This window comes from Bdellovibrio sp. BIS2 (assembly GCF_055398295.1).
This window is the reverse complement of the sequence record NZ_AP035879.1, coordinates 3,280,564-3,298,466: the sequence shown is the minus strand read 5'-3', so window position 1 is coordinate 3,298,466 and position 17,903 is coordinate 3,280,564. Positions and strand designations below refer to the sequence as shown.

General features: G+C 50.9%; 20 protein-coding genes. 9 read left to right on the top strand and 11 right to left on the bottom strand.

Going from position 1 to position 17,903, the window contains the following annotated elements; translation table 11 throughout:
* Positions 1-41: 41 nt before the first annotated feature.
* A complete protein-coding gene (locus ACZ520_RS15655; RefSeq protein WP_464126434.1) occupies positions 42-1,310 on the top strand; it encodes an amidohydrolase in 1,269 nt (422 codons plus the stop codon).
* Here the strand turns inward: ACZ520_RS15655 and ACZ520_RS15650 are convergent.
* The 6 genes from ACZ520_RS15650 to ACZ520_RS15625 all read right to left on the bottom strand — a co-directional run bounded on the left by ACZ520_RS15650 (position 1,303) and on the right by ACZ520_RS15625 (position 4,501).
* Positions 1,303-2,178, bottom strand: coding sequence for a hypothetical protein (locus ACZ520_RS15650; protein WP_464126432.1), 876 nt, complete (start codon positions 2,176-2,178; stop codon positions 1,303-1,305). The two genes, ACZ520_RS15655 and ACZ520_RS15650, sit on opposite strands and share 8 nt — an antisense overlap.
* Positions 2,179-2,186: 8 nt before the next feature.
* Positions 2,187-2,669 (bottom strand): hypothetical protein, encoded by a 483-nt coding sequence (locus tag ACZ520_RS15645; RefSeq protein ID WP_464126430.1) that lies wholly within the window; start codon positions 2,667-2,669, stop codon positions 2,187-2,189.
* A gap of 96 nt (positions 2,670-2,765) precedes the next feature.
* Entirely contained in the window at positions 2,766-3,500 is a 735-nt protein-coding gene (locus ACZ520_RS15640) for a hypothetical protein (RefSeq protein ID WP_464126428.1), read from the bottom strand.
* A gap of 13 nt (positions 3,501-3,513) precedes the next feature.
* Positions 3,514-3,843 (bottom strand): hypothetical protein, encoded by a 330-nt coding sequence (locus ACZ520_RS15635; RefSeq protein ID WP_464126426.1) that lies wholly within the window; start codon positions 3,841-3,843, stop codon positions 3,514-3,516.
* Positions 3,844-3,845: 2 nt separating this feature from the next.
* A complete protein-coding gene (locus ACZ520_RS15630; protein WP_011165646.1) occupies positions 3,846-4,115 on the bottom strand; it encodes a Flp family type IVb pilin in 270 nt (89 codons plus the stop codon).
* Positions 4,116-4,213: 98 nt separating this feature from the next.
* On the bottom strand, positions 4,214-4,501 hold the full coding sequence (locus tag ACZ520_RS15625) for a hypothetical protein (RefSeq protein WP_088564229.1): 288 nt from the start codon (positions 4,499-4,501) through the stop codon (positions 4,214-4,216).
* A gap of 187 nt (positions 4,502-4,688) precedes the next feature.
* Between ACZ520_RS15625 and folD the strand changes: the two genes are divergently transcribed.
* The 4 genes from folD to ACZ520_RS15605 are packed head-to-tail and all read left to right on the top strand — an operon-like array spanning position 4,689 to position 9,022.
* Positions 4,689-5,555, top strand: coding sequence for a bifunctional methylenetetrahydrofolate dehydrogenase/methenyltetrahydrofolate cyclohydrolase FolD (gene folD, locus ACZ520_RS15620; RefSeq protein ID WP_088564230.1), 867 nt, complete (start codon positions 4,689-4,691; stop codon positions 5,553-5,555).
* Between the two features lie 13 nt (positions 5,556-5,568).
* Positions 5,569-6,609, top strand: a complete 1,041-nt coding sequence (locus ACZ520_RS15615; protein WP_015092307.1) for an aromatic ring-hydroxylating oxygenase subunit alpha — start codon at positions 5,569-5,571, stop codon at positions 6,607-6,609.
* 1 nt (position 6,610) lies between these two features.
* Positions 6,611-7,714, top strand: a complete 1,104-nt coding sequence (locus tag ACZ520_RS15610; protein ID WP_464126422.1) for an esterase-like activity of phytase family protein — start codon at positions 6,611-6,613, stop codon at positions 7,712-7,714.
* A 3-nt stretch (positions 7,715-7,717) separates the two neighbouring features.
* Positions 7,718-9,022: a class I SAM-dependent rRNA methyltransferase gene (locus ACZ520_RS15605; RefSeq protein WP_011165641.1), complete on the top strand. Its 1,305-nt coding sequence runs from the start codon at positions 7,718-7,720 to the stop codon at positions 9,020-9,022.
* A gap of 36 nt (positions 9,023-9,058) precedes the next feature.
* Here the strand turns inward: ACZ520_RS15605 and ACZ520_RS15600 are convergent, their stop codons facing one another.
* The 4 genes from ACZ520_RS15600 to ACZ520_RS15585 form a co-directional block, all read right to left on the bottom strand.
* Positions 9,059-9,346 carry a DUF3817 domain-containing protein gene (locus tag ACZ520_RS15600; RefSeq protein ID WP_011165639.1) on the bottom strand — a complete coding sequence of 96 codons (288 nt, stop codon included), beginning with the start codon at positions 9,344-9,346 and terminating at the stop codon, positions 9,059-9,061.
* A gap of 87 nt (positions 9,347-9,433) precedes the next feature.
* Positions 9,434-10,087, bottom strand: coding sequence for an alpha/beta hydrolase (locus ACZ520_RS15595; protein WP_464126419.1), 654 nt, complete (start codon positions 10,085-10,087; stop codon positions 9,434-9,436).
* A gap of 3 nt (positions 10,088-10,090) precedes the next feature.
* On the bottom strand, positions 10,091-10,867 hold the full coding sequence (ygiD, locus tag ACZ520_RS15590; protein ID WP_198298072.1) for a 4,5-DOPA-extradiol-dioxygenase: 777 nt from the start codon (positions 10,865-10,867) through the stop codon (positions 10,091-10,093).
* Between the two features lie 222 nt (positions 10,868-11,089).
* Positions 11,090-12,379 (bottom strand): Hsp70 family protein, encoded by a 1,290-nt coding sequence (locus ACZ520_RS15585; protein ID WP_088564234.1) that lies wholly within the window; start codon positions 12,377-12,379, stop codon positions 11,090-11,092.
* A 143-nt stretch (positions 12,380-12,522) separates the two neighbouring features.
* Between ACZ520_RS15585 and ACZ520_RS15580 the strand changes: the two genes are divergently transcribed.
* Positions 12,523-13,629, top strand: coding sequence for a 3D domain-containing protein (locus ACZ520_RS15580; protein ID WP_417868240.1), 1,107 nt, complete (start codon positions 12,523-12,525; stop codon positions 13,627-13,629).
* Positions 13,630-13,662: 33 nt separating this feature from the next.
* Here ACZ520_RS15580 and ACZ520_RS15575 read toward each other — a convergent pair whose 3' ends face one another.
* Positions 13,663-14,676: a hypothetical protein gene (locus tag ACZ520_RS15575; protein ID WP_232469062.1), complete on the bottom strand. Its 1,014-nt coding sequence runs from the start codon at positions 14,674-14,676 to the stop codon at positions 13,663-13,665.
* Between the two features lie 113 nt (positions 14,677-14,789).
* Between ACZ520_RS15575 and ACZ520_RS15570 the strand changes: the two genes are divergently transcribed.
* From ACZ520_RS15570 to ACZ520_RS15560, 3 genes are read left to right on the top strand one after another with little or no spacing between them, the layout of a single operon-like run.
* The gene (locus tag ACZ520_RS15570) at positions 14,790-15,344 is read left to right on the top strand and encodes an SLBB domain-containing protein (protein WP_088564237.1); all 555 of its coding nucleotides are present in this window, start codon (positions 14,790-14,792) and stop codon (positions 15,342-15,344) included.
* Positions 15,344-16,624, top strand: a complete 1,281-nt coding sequence (locus ACZ520_RS15565; protein ID WP_088564238.1) for an O-antigen ligase family protein — start codon at positions 15,344-15,346, stop codon at positions 16,622-16,624. Before ACZ520_RS15570 ends, ACZ520_RS15565 begins: the two co-directional genes overlap by 1 nt.
* A complete protein-coding gene (locus ACZ520_RS15560) occupies positions 16,624-17,892 on the top strand; it encodes an MFS transporter (protein ID WP_088564239.1) in 1,269 nt (422 codons plus the stop codon). Before ACZ520_RS15565 ends, ACZ520_RS15560 begins: the two co-directional genes overlap by 1 nt.
* The last annotated feature ends 11 nt before the right edge of the window (positions 17,893-17,903 follow it).

Genomic DNA, 17,903 nt, shown 5'->3' with positions numbered 1-17,903 from the left:
AGTTAAATAAACTAAGGCCTTCTGCTAAAACAGAGGGCCTTATGCTTTTTAAAATCCCGCGTCTTTACGACAGTCACGTTCACTTTATCGCCACGGGCGAATTCGCTTCGGGGCTTCGTCTGGAATCGATCACATCCCTGCAGGATCTGCAGAATCTGGATCGCACCAAGCCGGGATATTATCGTCAGCACTGGCTGGTGGGGTTTGGCTGGGATGAGCGTCAATGGCCCGCGCACGAACAGCCACACAAAGATCTTCTGGATAAAGTTTTTCCCGATATTCCCGTTTACTTTGCCCGCATGGATGGACACAGCAGTTGGTTGAATTCCGCCGCCCTTAAAGAAATGGGCTTGGAGTCCGCCACTGGCATTCTGACGGAAAAAGATCATCTGCGAGCCTGGGATCAGTTGCCGTCGTTCTCTAAGTCCCAGCAACGATCCAACATCCTGCAAGCCTGCCGCACGTTCAATGCCGCAGGCTTCACCCATGTTCGTGACTTGAGCTGCACCGAATCCCTGTGGAATATGCTATGTGAGGTCGCCGATGCCGGAGATCTGACTTTGGCGATCGAGGAAAATTTCACCTCGCACGACATGAATGACTTTGATTCGATGTTGAGTGCGGCCCTGGCGGCAAAAAAGCAGGATCGTCCTTTGCTTCGTTCCAAAGGCATCAAGGTTTTCTACGATGGTTCGCTGGGGTCTGAGACGGCTCTGCTCAGTCGACCTTACAACGGCGAGCGTTCTGGCAATCAGGGACGTATTCTTTGGGATATCGCTGATATTGAAACGATGATGAAACGCACCTGGGCTGCGGGGCTTGAGTTTTCAGTTCACACCATTGGTGATGAAGCTGCCCATCACATTGTGCAGGCCGCACGCAAGATTTCCGCGCAAGGGGCCGTAGGGCGTTTGAATTTGGAGCACGCGCAGATCCTGCGCCCGGAAACCATTCAGATGATGAAGCCCTTGCATGTGCGCTGTCATATGCAGCCATGTCATTGGCTGAGCGACCGGGTGTGGTTGATGGAAAAGCTGCGAGAACTTTACCCGTATGTCTTCCCTTGGGAGGCCCTGCGCCTGGCGCAGATTCCGATTTCTTTTGGTTGTGACAGCCCGGTGGAGCCATCGTCTTTCTGGCGCAACTATCTGGCTTTGGAAGAAAGCCCTCAGGCTCGCATTCGCAAATTCAATGGCGACATCACTGTGGTGCATGCGCATCCGGATAAAACTTTTGCGCCGGACTGTCATTCCGTGATCAAAGACGGCGTGGTGAAAGAAGTCGTCTTTAACGGCAAGAGGATTATTTAAACGACGGCTTGTCGATAATGATCTTTTTGTCCTTCAGGGCATAGATACCGCCACCCACCAGGATCGCGGCTGTCGGGATCAGCCATTTCTTATTTCTTTGCACCCAGCTTTTTTCAGTTTCTTCATCGGCTTGATTTGTTGCCTGCACACAACTGGGGGTGAAAAACACCCGGGCCTGCAGGGACAGGCTGATGTCGTCGATCTGGGATTGAAATCCGCCACAGCCGCCCTCCACCAGTGCTTGCGCGTGATTTGCCTGCTGCAAAAGCTGCGCGAAGGTTCCATAGAAACTCACGGCGGTGTGAGAGTCAGAAATCAATGTGAAGTGATATGCGGCCTCGGGTACCAGTCGTAAGTGCCTATTTTCTTCCAGAGGGATGATCTGACTTTCCACGGCCAGCGCCTTCATCCACGGATTTAATTTTTTTAGATTTTCCAATGATACCGATTCGACCCGGCAAGCCGCGGGGCTGGATTCATCCTGCAGCAGGCTGAACTTGCAGTGCAAAGTCTTCACAGAACTTTCGATTTGCGGCGAGGTCTTCCCACTTTGCCATTTCAAAGTCAGATCCAGCAGAAATTGCAGACTGAGTGCTGAAAGGGCGGATTGTTGATTCAGTCGACTCAAAGTTTCAAGTCCCTGAGGGATTTCCGTGGGGGACAGGTCCGCTAGAGAAAACATTTGTTGTTCTTGCTCCGGGGCTTGTTGCAGTTTTTCAATTTGCACGTCGCCATAAGAACGGGTCGTTGGGTTTTCCTGCAAAAACTTTTTAAACTCGGCCGGAGACGCCGACGGGGCTTGAATCAGCACTTGCGCTTTGGTGCTTGTTGCCAGAAGTAAAATCAAAATCATCAACGGGGTTTTCATTTTTTCTCCTAGTTTTGATATTCGATACGCACAGCTTTGCGGGGGGCGGAAGCGGGGGTGACGCTGTTACCGCGCGCCTCAGGATTTTGAACGACGGCAATAAAGGGGCCATTAAAGCTGAGCAGTCGTGGACTTTCGGTGTCTTTCACCAGCACGGCATATTGTTGGGGATTTAGCGGAGCGCGCAGAAGTTTCAACTTGCTTCCCACTTTCAATCCGCCTTTTTGGGTGTCATTGCTGGCCAGATAAAGATCCACGACGCCACCCATGTCACCAACGAGGGATGCGAGCGATTCTGCATTGGCGATTTCGATTGGCACCAGTACATGGCCCGCCGGGATATAAGTGTCAACCGATACTGGGGCCGCCACGGTTTCCAGTGGATCTTGTTCAGACTTGGAGGGGCTGCTGATAAAGGCGATCAGGCCGATGACCAGAAAGCCCGCCAGAGGCCAGTTACTTTTTAGATTTGAAACGGTCTTTTGAAACATAAGACTTCTCTTTTGTGAATTGGTGACGTTGTTGCGCGGATTTAAGTTTTGAAAGATGGGAAAAGGCCGCGAAGAAAATCAGCAGCACCAGGGCCATCACCAGACAGACTTCAATGAGTATCTGCCCTTTGTTATTTGGGTTTTCCATCGCAAGGGTCCTTTGGTCAAAGTAACGGCGCAGGCTTTTTCAAAGCCGAAATCCGCCTTCAGGAAATTGGAAAGGGGCGGGCGCAGCGCGATCCGGTACTGCCAGCGTTGCGCCAAGGCCTGACGAACTTCAAAGTCAGGCTCAGGGCTGTATGTCGGCGCCGTGTCCGGGAAATCCGGACGGACCGCCAGGCGGGGAATGGGCTCGTTTTCAATCTGGGTTTTGATCGTGAGGAAATTCAGACGTGTCTGGTTTTCCCGGTGGGCGCGGTAAAGCTGGGTGCGGGTGGAGCTGTGGCTGCGTTGAAGCTGCAGGTTGCTTTGTTGGATGAGTTGTTTTTGTTGGGCATCCAGGGCCAGGCGCCAGGTTTGAACTTGCAGCACGCGGGCCTCCGCCAGAGTGATTAAGTAGGGATTCTGTGCTGAGTATGCCATTTTCCGTTGAGTTAGGGCTTTACCCCATTGAACTTTTAACTTGATGGCTTTGGAATTCAGCGACAGCAGCTTTTCTAGATGGGGACGAACCTTTTCTTGTCCTTGAAGGCCCTCACTGCGACAAGTGTGTTTCATCGCCAGATCCAGTTGCAGAAAGCCCATCATTGCAGCGACCAGAAACAGTCCGGACACCAGTATCGGCAGTAAAGCCAGAATAAGAATAGCGGCAAAGCCCTGCTGGTTGCGCATGCGGGGGCCTTTATTACAGCCGCAGTTCTTTTGAAATTTGGATTTCCGGTTGCAACGCAATTTCGATGCGTCCGGTGCTGCCCGAGAGCGATTTGTTCAGACGGACATTCAGGCGGGTGTTCTTAAGCATCAGCTTTTGCAGATTCTTTTCCAGATGGTTTTTACAGGTGGAAACTTGAACGGATTCCGCACAGATCAGGGCTTCATGCAGTTGATGATCGGCATAATAGAAAACCAGCGTGCGATAGAATAGAAATGCCAGTGCCGTGCCGGTGGCTAACAGGAGCGGCAGCACAAAAGCCGCTTCCAAAAGTGCCTGTCCTTTTTGATTTAGAATTTTCATAACTATTTACTGTCTGATTTGGAGTTAACGGAACCCTCGAAGAAATCGCTGAAGTCGCGCTTCTTGTACATGGTGTCCGTGACTTTATGGGCTTCTTTCTTGCGGCTGTCGGTTCCGCCCAGGGCTTGCGCCACATTGGCGAACTGCACGTCGATGTTGGCGCCGACAACTTTGATGACGGAAATGCTGCCGACAGCAACGATAGCGACAATGATCAGGTACTCGACAAGTCCCTGGCCTTTTTTGTTTTTGATGATGGTTTGAGCTTTCATAAATCCTCCAGTGGTCAGGAGGTGAAAGCAAAGATCGGACAGCGGTGGGATGCGATTAAAGCAAAAAAAAAGTCCGGAGGTCCGGACTTTTTGGAGAACTACTTCTTTTTAGCTTTTGTAGTTTCAGCTTTTTTTGCAGCGGCCTTTTCTTCCTTGGCAGCAGCAGCAGCTTCTTTTTTAGCGCCGGCTTTTTTAGCCTTACGCTGAATAATAATGCGATCCAAAATGTCGTAAGCTTCTTTTTGCAGGTCGTTTTCGAAGATAAAGCGATAGAAACCTTCGATTTCCGGGCTTTGACGGAACTTCTTCAGGGACGTAGGAAGGCTGTCAGATTGAACGAAGTCAATAGAACTACCATCTTTTGAGAGCTTAACTTTTTCAGCCATTCGAAAATCCCCTAATCTTTTAAAGGGTTTGTACCTTGATAGGGGTTTAGGAATCAAGCAAAAACAGGGTTCGCAGGGGTGAAAAGGTCCCGCAAGAAGGCCTTGGCGGAATGGGACGAAGTTGGAATAAGTATTGAATTTTGTTAAGAAATGACGCAAATTTAAGGCTCAAAAAACAGGGGAGGTCATGGTGCTGATTCTTGACGGAAAAGAAGTCGCGAAAGAGGTGCGTGCGTCCCTTGTTCCCCGAGTGGCGAAGTTTAAAGAAACTTACGGCCGGGCTCCTCATCTGTCGGTCGTCATTGTCGGCGACGATAAGGCGAGCCACGTTTACGTTAAAAACAAAAAAATCGCCTGCGAAAAAATCGGGATGACCTCCACGATTCACACTCTGCCGGCCGAAACCACACAAAGCGAGTTGAATCAGATTCTAAGCAAGCTGAACAACGACAATGGCGTGGACGGCATTCTGGTTCAGTTCCCGTTGCCAAAACATCTCAGCGCGGACGAGGTTCTGAAGCTTGTTTCCGCAGAAAAAGATGCCGATGGTCTGACTTACGAATCCTTGGGTTATTTCTTTGCTGGAAAGCCCCTGGTCAGCCCGTGCACTCCGGCGGGAGTGATTGAGATTCTGAAGCATTATCGAATCCCGGTGGAGGGGAAAAGGGCCGTGGTCGTTGGTCGCAGCAATATTGTGGGGAAACCCATGGCTCTGCTCTTGACTGAAGCCAACGCCACAGTCACATTGTGCCACTCCAAAACTTCCAATATGTCAGAGCTCACAAAGCAGGCGGATTTGGTTGTCGTCGCGGCTGGCAAGGCCCGACTCTTGGGTAAAGAAGATTTTAAAAAAGATGCGATCGTGATTGACGTGGGTATGCATGGCTCAGGTCAGGGCGGAAAACTCTGTGGAGATGTTCGCTTTGAAGAGCTTGATGGCTGGGCGAAGGCAGCGACTCCGGTTCCCGGTGGGGTGGGTCCGATGACCATTGCCATGCTTTTGAAGAACACCTGCCAGTTGGCGGAACAACGCGCCCGCGACCCTCAATTCTAGTTCAGAGGATTTTATGTACAGCGGATTTTTGAAAAATGTTTGGTATGTGGGACTTCCAAGTGCAGAGCTGGCGGTGAATAAAGCCACGGCCCGCAAGATCTTGGGTGAGCCCATCGTGTTCTATCGTGATTCCAAAGGCAAAGTGTCCGCGATGCGGGATATCTGTCCCCACCGAGGAATTCCTCTGAGCTATGGCCGCGTGGTGAACGATCAGATCGAATGCCCTTATCACGGCTGGAAGTTTGACGGCACCGGCATGTGTACTGAGATCCCTTCACTGTGCCCGGATCAGGAACTCAATCCGAATAAAATCAAAGTACGCTCTTATCCTGTTCACGAAGCTCAAGGCCTGATCTGGGTCTTTGTGGGTGACAAGGACTATGATGTTTCCAAAGCGCCAGCGATCCCGGTGATGAAAGCGTTCCCGGCGGATGTGAAACCGAATTTGACTTACGTGGTGAACTTCCCATGTCACGTCGATCACGCGGTGATCGGTCTGATGGACCCGGCGCATGGTCCTTACGTGCACAAAAGCTGGTTCTGGCGTTCTGAAAAGACCATGCTGGAAAAGAAAAAGAAATTTGCTCCGGTGAACTATGGCTTCCAGATGGTTCGTCACCAGCCTTCGAAAAATTCCAAGGCTTATAAGATCCTTGGCGGCACTCCGACGACCGAGATCACCTTCACGCTTCCTTGCGTGCGTGTCGAGCATATCGAAGTCGGTCCTCGTAATTTCTATTCTTACACGGCGCTGACTCCGGTGGATGAAAACAACACACGTGTGACTCAATTGGCGTACTGGGACATCCCATGGCTGACGCTTTTGAAGCCGGCGATTCATCAGTTCTCTAAAAAGTTCCTGGGTCAGGACATGGATGCGGTGACCAAACAGCAAGACGGCCTTCGTTATGATCCAAGTCTGATGTTGATCAAGGACGCCGACACTCAAGCCAAGTGGTACTATGCTTTGAAAACCGAGTACCATGACCATCTTGAGGGTAAACGTGAATTCAATCACCCTGTGAAAGAAACTGAGCTTCGCTGGAGAAGTTAAGATGCTTCGAGGAACCGGAATTTGCCTGGTTTTGCTGTTCTCGCTCAAAGCGCAGGCTTTGAGTTTGGAATATTTCGGTGAAACCGCGATCAAGACCGGAACCGAGTTCAAAAAGACCACCATCGGTGGTCTTTCCGGCATGGCCTTCAATGGCGACACTCTGTGGGCGCTTTCTGATGATCGTGGAAAGTTCGGGGAGCCCCGCTTTTACGGTTTTGACCTGAAGATTTCGGGGAAGTCTGTTTCTTTAAACCCTAAATCCGTCAGTTTTATTTCGGGCCTTCCCAAAACCGGGGAGCGGGCCGCGATTTTGGATCCTGAAGGGCTGGCGCTGTTGCCGTCGGGGGATTTCTTGGTTTCCTCTGAAGGCAGCAACGATTCCAAACCCCGCGAAATGCCCCGGATCTTCCGTATAAACCCGCAAGGGGCGTGGAAGTCCGACCTGTCCGTTCCGGCCAAGTTTTTACCCGAATCCATCGGCCAGCAAAAGCAGGGCGTGCAGAACAACCTTTCGTTTGAGGGACTCTCAAGTTCCGTGGACGGGAAGGTGCTGTTTGCGAGTGTAGAAACTTCCCTTTTCCAGGATTATGTCGCCGGAGAAGAGGAAAAAGGCGACTGGCTGCGAATTCTCAAGTACGAAGACAAGCCTGAAAAAGGCTATCAGCCGGTGGCGGAATACGCCTATCGCCTGGATCCGTTGAAAGACGGGCACGGGGGAAAAGAAGTCTTCCGCGGGGCTTCGGAAATTCTGGTCGTCAGTGAAACCAAACTGATTGTGCTGGAGCGCGGAGTGCGTCTGCTGCCGAAAAAGATCTGGGCTAATACAATCACTTTGTATCAGGTGGATCTTGCCAAAGGCACGGATGTTTCGGGTGTGAGTAAGTTGGAAGGTGCGAAGTTCACGGGTGTTGAAAAAACAAAGCTGGTGGATTTTGAATCTGATCTTGGTAAAAAACGTGGCGACAAACGTGTGCAGAACTTTGAAGCTTTGGCCTGGGGGCCGAAACTTCCGGATGGTCGGCGCAGTTTGCTGATAATGAGTGATAATAATTTTTCAAAAAAAGAAATCACCGAGTTGGTTGTTTTCGCAGTTGAGGGTGAATAGTTTATGATGACAGTGTGGCGTCTTCGTCAGGGAGCCGATAAAAGAATTCGCAGTGGACACCCGTGGGTGTTTTCCAACGAGCTGCTGGTAAGCCCTAAGGGTCATCCCGCGGGTGCGGCGGTAGAGCTTCAGGATTCCAAAGGGCAGTTCTTGGCCCGCGGTTACGGCAATCCTCATTCCCTGATTTCGTTCCGTGCCTTGAGCTTCAACAGTCAGGACAAGGATCCAACCAGTTTTGACTTCCTTCATGAAAAGATCTTCAACTCTTGGCGCGTAAGAAAGGCTGCGGGCTTCCGTGGCAGCTTCCGTCTGGCGTTTGGCGAATCTGATTTCATCCCAGGTTTGGTTCTGGATTACTATGTGATCGTACAAAACGGCAAACGTGCTCAGCTCTTTGCTGCCCAGTTGGTGACGGCGGGAATGAATGAAGCCCTGAAGGACGCGGAAGGCTTCTTCAAAGGTTTGGCTGAAAAAGCTCATGCGCAAGGTCTTTCCGAGTTTGGCTGGGATCAAACGGCTGTGGTGATTCGTAATGACGTGGGTGTGCGCAAGCTTGAGGGCTTGCAAGTTGAAGAACCGCGCCTCATCAAGGATCTGCCGGACATGAACCTTCGTGATGTTGAAATCGTGCTAAACGCCGCAGGTGATGACGGCACGATCACCATGAGCTGTGATCTGGTTGAAGGCCAAAAAACGGGCTTTTTCCTGGATCAGACTCACAACATCTTCCTGGCAGTGGGGTTATTTAAGAACTGGGCCAAAACCCAACAGCCGCGCAAGATCCGTGTTTTGGATCTATGCTGCTATGTCGGTCACTGGTCCACGCAGATTACACGTGCTTTGAAGTCTTTGGGCTTTGAGGTCGAGGTGTCTTTGGCGGACATCTCCAAGACCGCTTTGGCTTTCGCGAAAAAGAATGCCGAACGTGAAGGGGCGGAAGTCATCGTTCACGAAATGGACGTGTCTGAAGGTTTGGCGGCTTTGCCAAGCACTCACTATGACATCGTGATCGCGGACCCACCGGCGTTTATCAAATCCAAAAAAGACATCCCTATCGGGAAGCATGCTTACCTTAAGATGAACACGCACGCATTCCGTCTGGTGAAAAAGAACGGCTTTGTGGCGTCATGCTCTTGTTCTGGTTTGCTGGAAGAAGAAGAATTCCGCGATGCGATTCGTAAGGCGTCACTGAGAAACTACGCCGAACTTCGCAGCGTTCTGCGCGGGGGCCATGCGGCAGATCACCCAACGCTGATGCAGTTCCCGGAAGGGTTCTACCTCAAGATGTATGTACATTATGTTCATTAATAAAAAAGGCCCGTTTCCGGGCCTTTTTTGTTTTTCCTAAACAGTCTCTTTCTTATCGAGATATTTGCGTTCAAACCAGAAAGTGCCGGCGGGAAGCACGGCCGCTGCGAAGGAAAGGATTCTTTGTTTCATGGACCAGTTCAGTTCGCTGGCAATAAAGTTTGCCATCAGGATGTAACCGATGAACAGGAAACCGTGGATAGGCCCCATGGATTTAACCAAAGCGGGATTGCCTGCCATGTACTTCATAGGCATAGCGATCAAAAGAAGAATCAGGAAGGAAGCCCCTTCGAGCCAACCCAAAATACGGAATGCTTGAATCATAAGTTCACCTCTTAGTCGTTCAGATACCCAATGTTAGCGCATTGTGCAGCTAAAATATAACTGAGAGGCCGCAGCAAATCATTGCGGTCAGGCTGAAATGCGTTTTATTAGCCACTGGTGCAGGTCCTGAAGCATCTGCGGCGTGATGTGATGGTCCGCTTCATAACTTTCAAATTGAAAGTCAAATGAGGCGGCCTTCAATACGGCCTCGGTGTTCAGGCCGTGAGTATAGGGAAGTTTGCTGTCCTGACGTCCATGCATCAGCAGCACTTTCGGTGAGCGAGGATAGCAGCGCTCTTTGGCTTGCGCGGAAATTTCCTGCAGCGTGCGCCCGGAAATGGCGACAAGGCCCTTGAACAGCTCCGGTTCAGTCAAAGCCAAAGAAAGTCCCATGATTGTGCCCTGGCTGAATCCCAGAACGAAAATATTTTCAGCGTCGATGTCCGGATTTTCTTTTGGCAAGGCACGAATGAAATCAATCAGGATCTTTCGCGACTGTTCGGCCTCTTGCTGGTTGTGCAACGGACCTTGGGCAGTGAAATTCACATGAAACCACGCAAAGCTTCCGGCCCCCAAAACCAAAGGAGCACGCAAGTTGTAAACCGCAAAGCGGGGATCAAGTCCCTCAGTCAGCGAAAGCAATGACTGCTCGTTGGCCCCGACCCCGTGAAGTAACAACAGCACCGGGGATTTGCCAGAGGATTTAACTTTTGCCGGGCGATAGATATACTGCAGGCTCATAAGTTAAACCTTTCTGCCAAAGCTCAGGGCGCGCATCGAGATGCTTCCCATGTCAAAGCCTTCAAGCTCAAACTTCAGGTTGTCTTTTTCATCGGCGGCACCCAGCACATACAGCAAAGGCAGATAGTGATCCGGAGTGGGCACACTCAGTTGTCCGGCTAAAGTTTTCGCATAGTCATCCCCGACCGCTTTGAAATCGCGATCGATCAGACGAGCCTTCACCCATTCATCAAATTCTTCGGCCCAGTCAAAACCCTTGCGCGGCTGATTCCAGTCCATGCGACGAAGATTGTGAACAATGTTGCCGCTCCCCAGAATCAAGACACCCTGTTCACGCAACTGGCCCAGCGTTTTACCCAACTCCAGATGGAAACTTGCGGGTTCGGACATATCGATAGAAAGTTGCACCACCGGCACGTCAGCCTCGGGATACATCTTTGCCAGCACGGACCATGTGCCATGATCCAGGCCCCAAGATTTATCATCGGCTTGAATTTTTGGATTCTTGGAAAGACGGCGAAGCTCTGCTGCCAGTTCCGGATTTCCCGGAGCCGGGTACTGCATGTCGTGCAGGGCTTGAGGGAAGCCATAGAAGTCATGAATCGTGCGCGGTCTTTCCATTTGGGTGACCCAAGTGCCGGCGCTCAGCCAGTGAGCGGACACACAAAGAATCGCTTTGGGTTTTCCGATCTCTTGGCCCAGCTCCAGCCAGCGCTGACCGTATTGATTGTCTTCGATGGCGTTCATAGGGCTGCCGTGACCGATAAACAGAGCGGGCATTTTTGCAGAGTCATTTTTGCGAGAGGGGTCGAAAATCATAAGCAGCTCCTTGGCCGAGGTCAGCTGACTAAGCCCGGCGACTGCAGCAAGGCTGCCGGCACCGAAAAGCAAAGATCTGCGACTGAAAGGCCGGGAAGGAAGTTTCATGCTTTAATTATCGGTGGTTTTTGACTGTTTCGCCAGAATACATAATTGCAAATCAGTGTTGCAACAGTAGAACAATCAAACGACTTGCGTCCCTTGCGCCACAAAGCCCGCCGCTTCTGTCAGACCGGAAAGCACCGAGTGGAAGTGAGACTGGGTTTGCAGGCGCTCCAAACCGAAACGTTTTTCAAATTCCTTCTGAATGAACGGCACTTTGGCGGTTCCGCCGGTCAGGCACACCAGATCCACTTGATCGGCCGTGACGTTTCCGTCTTTCAGGCACTGATCTAGTGACGCGAAGATGTTTTCGCGGGTGTCCTTGGCCCATTCGATAAACTGGGGACTTGTGAAGTGTTCGCTGATTTCCAGACCCGGATAATCAAAATTGAAATCCGTTTCGTTGCTGTTGGAAAGGGCGCGTTTGGTTTTTTCAATGTTTTCAAAGAACGGGAAGATCTGCTGGTCTTCAATCAAGACGAACAATCTTTCCACGGCTTCAGCATCCTTGGCGGTCAAAGAGCACTTCTTAACTTCACGGATGAACTCGTAGGTGTCTTTTTCTTTCAAGTGCACGATGTGCGCGGGATGATTCAGGCGCAGGGTCACACCTTTGGGCATGGTCATCACGTTGCTTCCCATCGGCAGGCGATAGCGGGATTTTGCGCCAAAATATTCATTCAGCTTGTGACTCATGAACACGCTGTCCAGGGCATCGCCCGCCAGCGGGCAGCCGTCGATGGCCAGAACGTCTTCTTTCGAAAACCCGGAAGGGCGCAGCTTGATCAGAGTGAAATCCGAGGTTCCTCCGCCAAAGTCCCCGATCAGAACGATCTTTTCTGAAGTCAGCTGGCGGCGATAGTCAAAGGCGGCCGCCAAAGGTTCTGGAACAAACTGCACTTCTTTAAAACCGGCAAAGGCCGCGGCCTTTTGCATTCTATGCAGAGCAAAGCCGTCCGCCACAGAGTCCATGGAATATCTAGCCGGTCTTCCGATCACGGCTTTGGTGACCTCAGTGTCTAAAGTTTTTTCAGCTCGTTTTTTCAACTCCAGCAGAAAGACCCCGATCAGGGTTTCCAAAGTCAGAATACGGTTGTCGAGAACAGTTCCCAGATAGTTCTGATTGGGCAGGTGGGATTTGAAAGACCGGAACAGACGACCTTCCATATCCTGCTGAATATACTGCTCAATCGCTTCAGAGCCGTAATAGCAAAGATCCGGGTTCGGGAAATAGAGCAGAGTCCGCATCATGGTCGGATCCGAGGCTTTTTCATCCAAAGGCAGGGCCTCATAACGCTTGCCTTGATGGTAAGCGCCTACCAGGGAATTACTTGTGCCGAAGTCGATGGATAAGAATGTGTCTGTGCTCATTACAGCAGGATAACATGGCACCGGTTTTTATCGGTACCTATTTTCGTCACCTCGATTTTCATCTTTTCAAGGGGAACACAAAAATCCCGGGTTTCATGGGGACCTTGGTATTCTGCGCCCGTCTCAAGGTCAGGAGTTTGAATATGAGTAAGAAACATATTGCAATACCTAGTCTCTTAGCTGCTTTACTGGCGTTGTCGGCCTGTGGGCAGATGAAGGCTGGAGTTCACACATTCCACGCCACTCAAGGTACTAATCAGTTGCCGTCTGAGGTGAATAAGGACAGCTATGGCTATTATGGCTATGAAGAAGCCATGGGCACTGATGAAGAGGAAGTGATCGAAGTCATCGCTCCCAAAAAATCTCAGACCCCAAAAAATGCGAATGCCACCAAAACTGAAACGGTGAAGGAAGAAGCGCCGCCTGTACAACCAAAGACGGAAGCTCCAAAAGTGGAGGCTCCGAAGGTTGTAACTCCGAAGCCGGAGACCAAACCAGAAACCAAGCCGGAACCAAAACCAGCAGCCAAGCCTGTGGTGCCGGAAAAAATTGCTGAAGAAGCACCGGAAAACAGTGAAGAAGAACCAGAAGTTCCATCCATTCCGAAAAGTGAAATGGTGGGTCCTGGTGTGTTGAAGCCGACTGTTTATTACTTTGTGATTATTGATGAAGACAAAAAGACCTTGTGCCCGGCCAACACCAAAAGACCTCTTTATGGTGAGGGCGGTAAGACATTGTTGAAAGTCTGCCCGAAAACTGCGGAAGCCTGCTCACTGCAGGGCACTTGCGGAGTTGTGCAAAAAGGTGTGACTCACACGTTTAATATTATCGGTAACTTCCAGGGGCAGGATCGTTTCTTTGAAATCCCTCATGACGGCTGCCGTTTTGGTTACGGTGTGCGCAGCTCCTGCCTTGATCCGTTCTATACATTGGCGGCGGATCTGACGATCTATAAGCCGGGTGAGGTTATTTACATTCCTGCAGTGGTGGGTTTGGAATTGCCTGATGGTTCCAAGCACAGTGGTTACTTTGTGATCCGTGACCGTGGTCATGGCATCAAGGGCCTGGGCCGCTTTGACTTCTTCACTGGACACTATAGCTGGAACAACTCCAAAAACCCGTTCAAGAAACTGGGTCTGGGAGACGTTAAAACCAACATTCCGTATTTCCGAATTAAAGGTGAGGCGGCGAAGCAGGTGCAGGAATACAGATCGTATCCGGATCTTCCTCGCCACGCGGTCACTAAGTAGTCCCGCGTGATCGAGGTCTGAGAAAAGAAAGAACTAAGTTGAGACCTGTTGTTGCTGCTGTTGAGGAACCGGAGATCCCTGAACCTGAGCAGCGGCAACCTGAGCCATCTGCGCCACTGCCATCTGCGCGTGTTGCGCCTGCTGATGGTAGTAGTTCAGCTTCTGTACATACTCTTTAAGTGCGCCGTTTTCCTGTTTCAGCACACCCAACTGAGTCAACGCCTGCTGCAGGTGACTGTAGTAGTCCTGAGCTTCCAGGGATTTTTTATCCAAAGCCAGCTTCATTTCCACAATCTTGGTTTCGGCGACGGACATCAGGTTCTTCAATACATCATTTTGCTGAGCCGCTGAAGACTCCACTTCGCTGAAGGAGGCAGAGATTTTTTCGATCTCTTCATTCAGGGAAGTGATGGTCTCATCACGCAGGGTGATGGTGTTTTGCAGTTCTTCCACCGTGTTCTGAAGGTTCTGGCGTTCGCCCTTCAGGGTGTGGATTTCGTTTTCGAAGTGTTCACGCTGCTCTTCCCACAAGGACTCTTCTTTGGCGAAAGCGCTTTTGGCTTTCATCAGCTCCATCGCGGTTTCGTCTTTCAGCGCTTGATTCAGATCCAGGTCTCTTTGCAGTTGTTTGTTCTTTTCAAACAGGGCCTGGCTGTACTTCTTTTCTTCGCTTTGCATTTGCAAGGCGCGCGCCTTCAGGCCTTGGATCTCAAGCTGCAGTTGCAGACTTAGTTCCAAAGATTTCGCCAAATCGCCGCTCAGTTTGGTGTTGTTCGAGCGCTCGGCAATCAGTTGATTGGCAAGGCCCTGCAGTTGTGCGTCCAACGTTTCAGCACCGTAAGACACGTTCTCCAGGGACTTGATCTTCTCGCGAAGTTCTTCCTGGCTGCCTACCAGCTCTGAATGGAATTTTTTCATCTGAACTTGCATCTGCTCATACTTTGGTGGGGCTGGCACTGGACCCTCTTCAGGTTGTGTGCTTAGCTCATTGAGTTTGCCGCAGATCTCATCAAAAAGTTTTTCGTGATCAGGAACAGAGTTCGTCATAGACTTCATTGTGAAGCACAGACGGAAGTCAAGTCATCGAAATTTATTGACAAGAGTCGAGGCTCTCGATTTAGGTCCAGTGTTGAATACGCACGAGTGTAGAAGGAGAGAGAATGAATATCCAAAAGTCCCTGCGCCTGTTTGTGGCTTTCGTGTTTGGGTTGGCTTGCACCCCGGCTGTTCATGCCCAGGAACTGGGTTTGTTAAGCGACATCAAGCCTCCAGCGCAAGCCTCTGAATATATCTTCCGTTCTTCCCCGAAAGAATCCCTGATCAGTGTTCAATTGTTGGGAGCGGTTTACAAACCCGGCATTTATTACGTTCCTGCAAACACTGAACTTTTGAAGCTTCTGACTTTGGCGGGTGGAACCACCAACGGGGGGGATCTTTCTGAGGTTCTGGTTCGTAAAACCGAACCGCGCACCTGGGCTGACCTGAACATGAAGGCGATCAGCGAATACCAAGGGGCCTATGAAGTCGATGCTGAAAAGCTGATCAAATACGGCGGCGGTAAAAACCTGAAGCTGGGACAGGATGATTTTGTCTATGTTCCTCCGCGCACTCCGTGGATTAGCAACGAAGCCTCCCGTGGTATCACTATCGTGTCCATCGTTTTGGGTATCGTGCTGACGGCGGTTCTGATCGATAAAAACACTGGGGATAAATAATGATCCGGGCCCGCGATGGTCGAATTCTATTTTTGATCAAAGCCCTGGTGGCCCTGTTATTCCTTTCGAAGATTTCTTTGGGAAGCTTTCTGCTTCCCGTTCCTTACAGTTTCTCTTTTCTGATTTTCCAGCAGGGCATGCATCCTTTTGTGAACGTGTTTTTGTGTTTCCTGCTGGGTTTGCCCCTGGGCCTGCTGTGGCTGAAGGTGCGCGACCGTCATCATCTTAGCGGTTTCTATAAACTCTTCGTCTTTGCCCTGATTCTGACCATGACTGTTCAGACCCTGTTACAGATCAGCTTTGTGAACACCGAGGAATCCCCGGTCATGCAAGTCGGGGCCCTGGCGGTGTCGCTGTTCATGGTGCTCATTTACGGAATGATCATTCCCAGCCTGTGGGACGTGAAAGACTTTATGTACTTCGTTCAGCGCTGGTCAGGGGTGCTGGTGTTGATTTCTTTGGTGTTGTGGGTGGTGGCCGGTGGAGCCGTCTTTAAAGGGGGGCGTTTTGTCGGCGTCTTTAAACACATTCCGCACATGGTGACCTGCGCGACGGTGGCCTTTGTTTTTTCATTGGGAACTTTGCTTGAAGACCAGAAAATGAAACATAAGGTTTTCAGTGCGCTGGTTTTGGCTGGAAGTTTCTTTGCTATCATTCTGACGGGCACGCGTTCTTCGGCGGCGGCGGCCGTGATGGCCTTTATTGTTACGATGGTTTTACACAAAACCGAAACCAATCAAGGGCGCATTTTCAAATTTGCTTCGTTGTCAGTTCTGCTGACATTTGCTCTGTTCTTTGGTTCGCAGGTCTATGACTTTGCCCGTGGAGTGGCCACTGGTCAAAATGCCTTGGGCACCCGGGAGGCTCAGGACGGAATCGCCTCTCGCTGGGAAGAGGTGGAGCGTGGCAGTCAGATCTTCCTGCAGCAGCCATGGCTGGGACACGGGCTTCTTTCGAAATTTGCCTCTGGGAACGAAGTCGATGTCTCCAATTACAACGCCATGAAAGATCCGCACAATATCTTTGTCTCGGCCGGGGTGATCGGTGGCTGGCCCCTGATTGTGCTTGCTGGCATTTCGTTGATCCTGATGGTTGTGGGTTCTTTCAAAGCCCTTGTGAGCTTTGACATCTCCAAACGACAGGTCGCAATCTATTTACTGTCCCATATTCCTATTCTGGTCATTTATCACATACACTTGTCCCTAGGGGGCATGGCAGATCGTCTTTACTGGATGGTCTTTGGCTTTATTGCCGCGTCGGTCTCTCGAACAGGAAAATAATGAAAGGCTTCGGCTACGGCTTTGCAGAGTTGGGAATCAACTGTGTTGAGATTTTCCTGCGTCTGCATTTGCTCGTCTTTTACACTCAGGAAGTGGGCTTGAATTCGTCCTTGGCCGGATTGGCGCTGGGACTGGCCATCTTTTGGGATGCGGTGATTGATCCGGTGATTGGCTACTATTCGGACCGGGTGCGTTTCAAGCGGGGAGAGCGGTATTCTTTCCTGCCATGGGGCTTGGTGTTTTTGTGTGTCAGCATCATGGGGTTGTTGAATCCTCCGCCTATGGAATCCATGAATGCGAAGTTTTTTTACCTGCTGGGGTTTTCGCTGTTGGTGAATACAGCCTACACCTGTTTAAGTGTGCCTTATTCTGCCTTGGTTGGGGATCTGGCCGAAGATTCGCGCGAGCGCTCAAAACTGATTGGCTGGCGTCTGGCTTTCGGCAATATCGGTGCGATCTTCGGGATTGCGGTCCCCGGATATTTTCTGATCGCGCGGGAATCAAAGCCTTATGCGCAGACCGCGTGGATGATTGTGCTGTTGTTGTGTGTGGGCACTTTGGTTTCTTGGTACACGGCCCTTCGCTATAATCGTCCCGCGCGGCAGGGGCAAGGGCAGGTTAAATTTTCGCTGTTTCAGCCGCTGAAAAACCGCAGCTTCATGCCGCTGCTGGCGGCGTACTTTGTTGCCAATATCGGACTGACTTTCAACTCGTCGGTGGCCTTGTATTTTTATCGGGAGGCCCTGGAATTTTCAGAAAAAGAAATCACCGCCGTGTTGCTGCTGTTTCTGCTGTCGTTCACGGTCGCCATTCCCGGGTGGTTGTTTTTGGTCAGGTATGTGCCCAAGCGCCGGGCCCTGATGTGGGGGGTGTTTATTCTGGGAATGGTCAGCTCTTTCATTTATCCGATGCTGCCGCCCGAACAGGTGGGCTGGGCGCTGTTATGGGCTTCGGGGGTGGGGGGAGTGCTAGTGGGCTCGGCCGTGCTTTTAGAGTCGCTCCTGACGGATATAGTGAAGGCTGAAGAGGAGCGCACGGGCCGGGACGAGTTAGGGCTCTATTTCGGAGTGTGGAAAATGATCGGGAAGATCTCTCGGGGATTGGCCCTGGCTGTTACTGGACAGATCCTGACTTGGGCCCTTACCGAGCAGTCCGAACTAACCCATTTCCGACTGGGGCTTGCCTTTGGCCCTCTGGTTGGGAGCCTATTCATTCTGGCGGTCCTTCTGCTGTGGAAGTTGTCAAATGGGCGCCCTGCCGTGAAGTAATTTCAAACTCT

Coding starts and splice junctions, on each gene's coding strand:
- ACZ520_RS15655 (WP_464126434.1), top strand. CDS start 42: ATGCTTTTTAAAATCCCGCGTCTTTACGACAGTCACGTTCACTTTATC.
- ACZ520_RS15650 (WP_464126432.1), bottom strand. CDS start 2,178: ATGAAAACCCCGTTGATGATTTTGATTTTACTTCTGGCAACAAGCACC.
- ACZ520_RS15645 (WP_464126430.1), bottom strand. CDS start 2,669: ATGTTTCAAAAGACCGTTTCAAATCTAAAAAGTAACTGGCCTCTGGCG.
- ACZ520_RS15640 (WP_464126428.1), bottom strand. CDS start 3,500: ATGCGCAACCAGCAGGGCTTTGCCGCTATTCTTATTCTGGCTTTACTG.
- ACZ520_RS15635 (WP_464126426.1), bottom strand. CDS start 3,843: ATGAAAATTCTAAATCAAAAAGGACAGGCACTTTTGGAAGCGGCTTTT.
- ACZ520_RS15630 (WP_011165646.1), bottom strand. CDS start 4,115: ATGAAAGCTCAAACCATCATCAAAAACAAAAAAGGCCAGGGACTTGTC.
- ACZ520_RS15625 (WP_088564229.1), bottom strand. CDS start 4,501: ATGGCTGAAAAAGTTAAGCTCTCAAAAGATGGTAGTTCTATTGACTTC.
- folD (WP_088564230.1), top strand. CDS start 4,689: ATGGTGCTGATTCTTGACGGAAAAGAAGTCGCGAAAGAGGTGCGTGCG.
- ACZ520_RS15615 (WP_015092307.1), top strand. CDS start 5,569: ATGTACAGCGGATTTTTGAAAAATGTTTGGTATGTGGGACTTCCAAGT.
- ACZ520_RS15610 (WP_464126422.1), top strand. CDS start 6,611: ATGCTTCGAGGAACCGGAATTTGCCTGGTTTTGCTGTTCTCGCTCAAA.
- ACZ520_RS15605 (WP_011165641.1), top strand. CDS start 7,718: ATGATGACAGTGTGGCGTCTTCGTCAGGGAGCCGATAAAAGAATTCGC.
- ACZ520_RS15600 (WP_011165639.1), bottom strand. CDS start 9,346: ATGATTCAAGCATTCCGTATTTTGGGTTGGCTCGAAGGGGCTTCCTTC.
- ACZ520_RS15595 (WP_464126419.1), bottom strand. CDS start 10,087: ATGAGCCTGCAGTATATCTATCGCCCGGCAAAAGTTAAATCCTCTGGC.
- ygiD (WP_198298072.1), bottom strand. CDS start 10,867: ATGCCCGCTCTGTTTATCGGTCACGGCAGCCCTATGAACGCCATCGAA.
- ACZ520_RS15585 (WP_088564234.1), bottom strand. CDS start 12,379: ATGAGCACAGACACATTCTTATCCATCGACTTCGGCACAAGTAATTCC.
- ACZ520_RS15580 (WP_417868240.1), top strand. CDS start 12,523: ATGAGTAAGAAACATATTGCAATACCTAGTCTCTTAGCTGCTTTACTG.
- ACZ520_RS15575 (WP_232469062.1), bottom strand. CDS start 14,676: ATGACGAACTCTGTTCCTGATCACGAAAAACTTTTTGATGAGATCTGC.
- ACZ520_RS15570 (WP_088564237.1), top strand. CDS start 14,790: ATGAATATCCAAAAGTCCCTGCGCCTGTTTGTGGCTTTCGTGTTTGGG.
- ACZ520_RS15565 (WP_088564238.1), top strand. CDS start 15,344: ATGATCCGGGCCCGCGATGGTCGAATTCTATTTTTGATCAAAGCCCTG.
- ACZ520_RS15560 (WP_088564239.1), top strand. CDS start 16,624: ATGAAAGGCTTCGGCTACGGCTTTGCAGAGTTGGGAATCAACTGTGTT.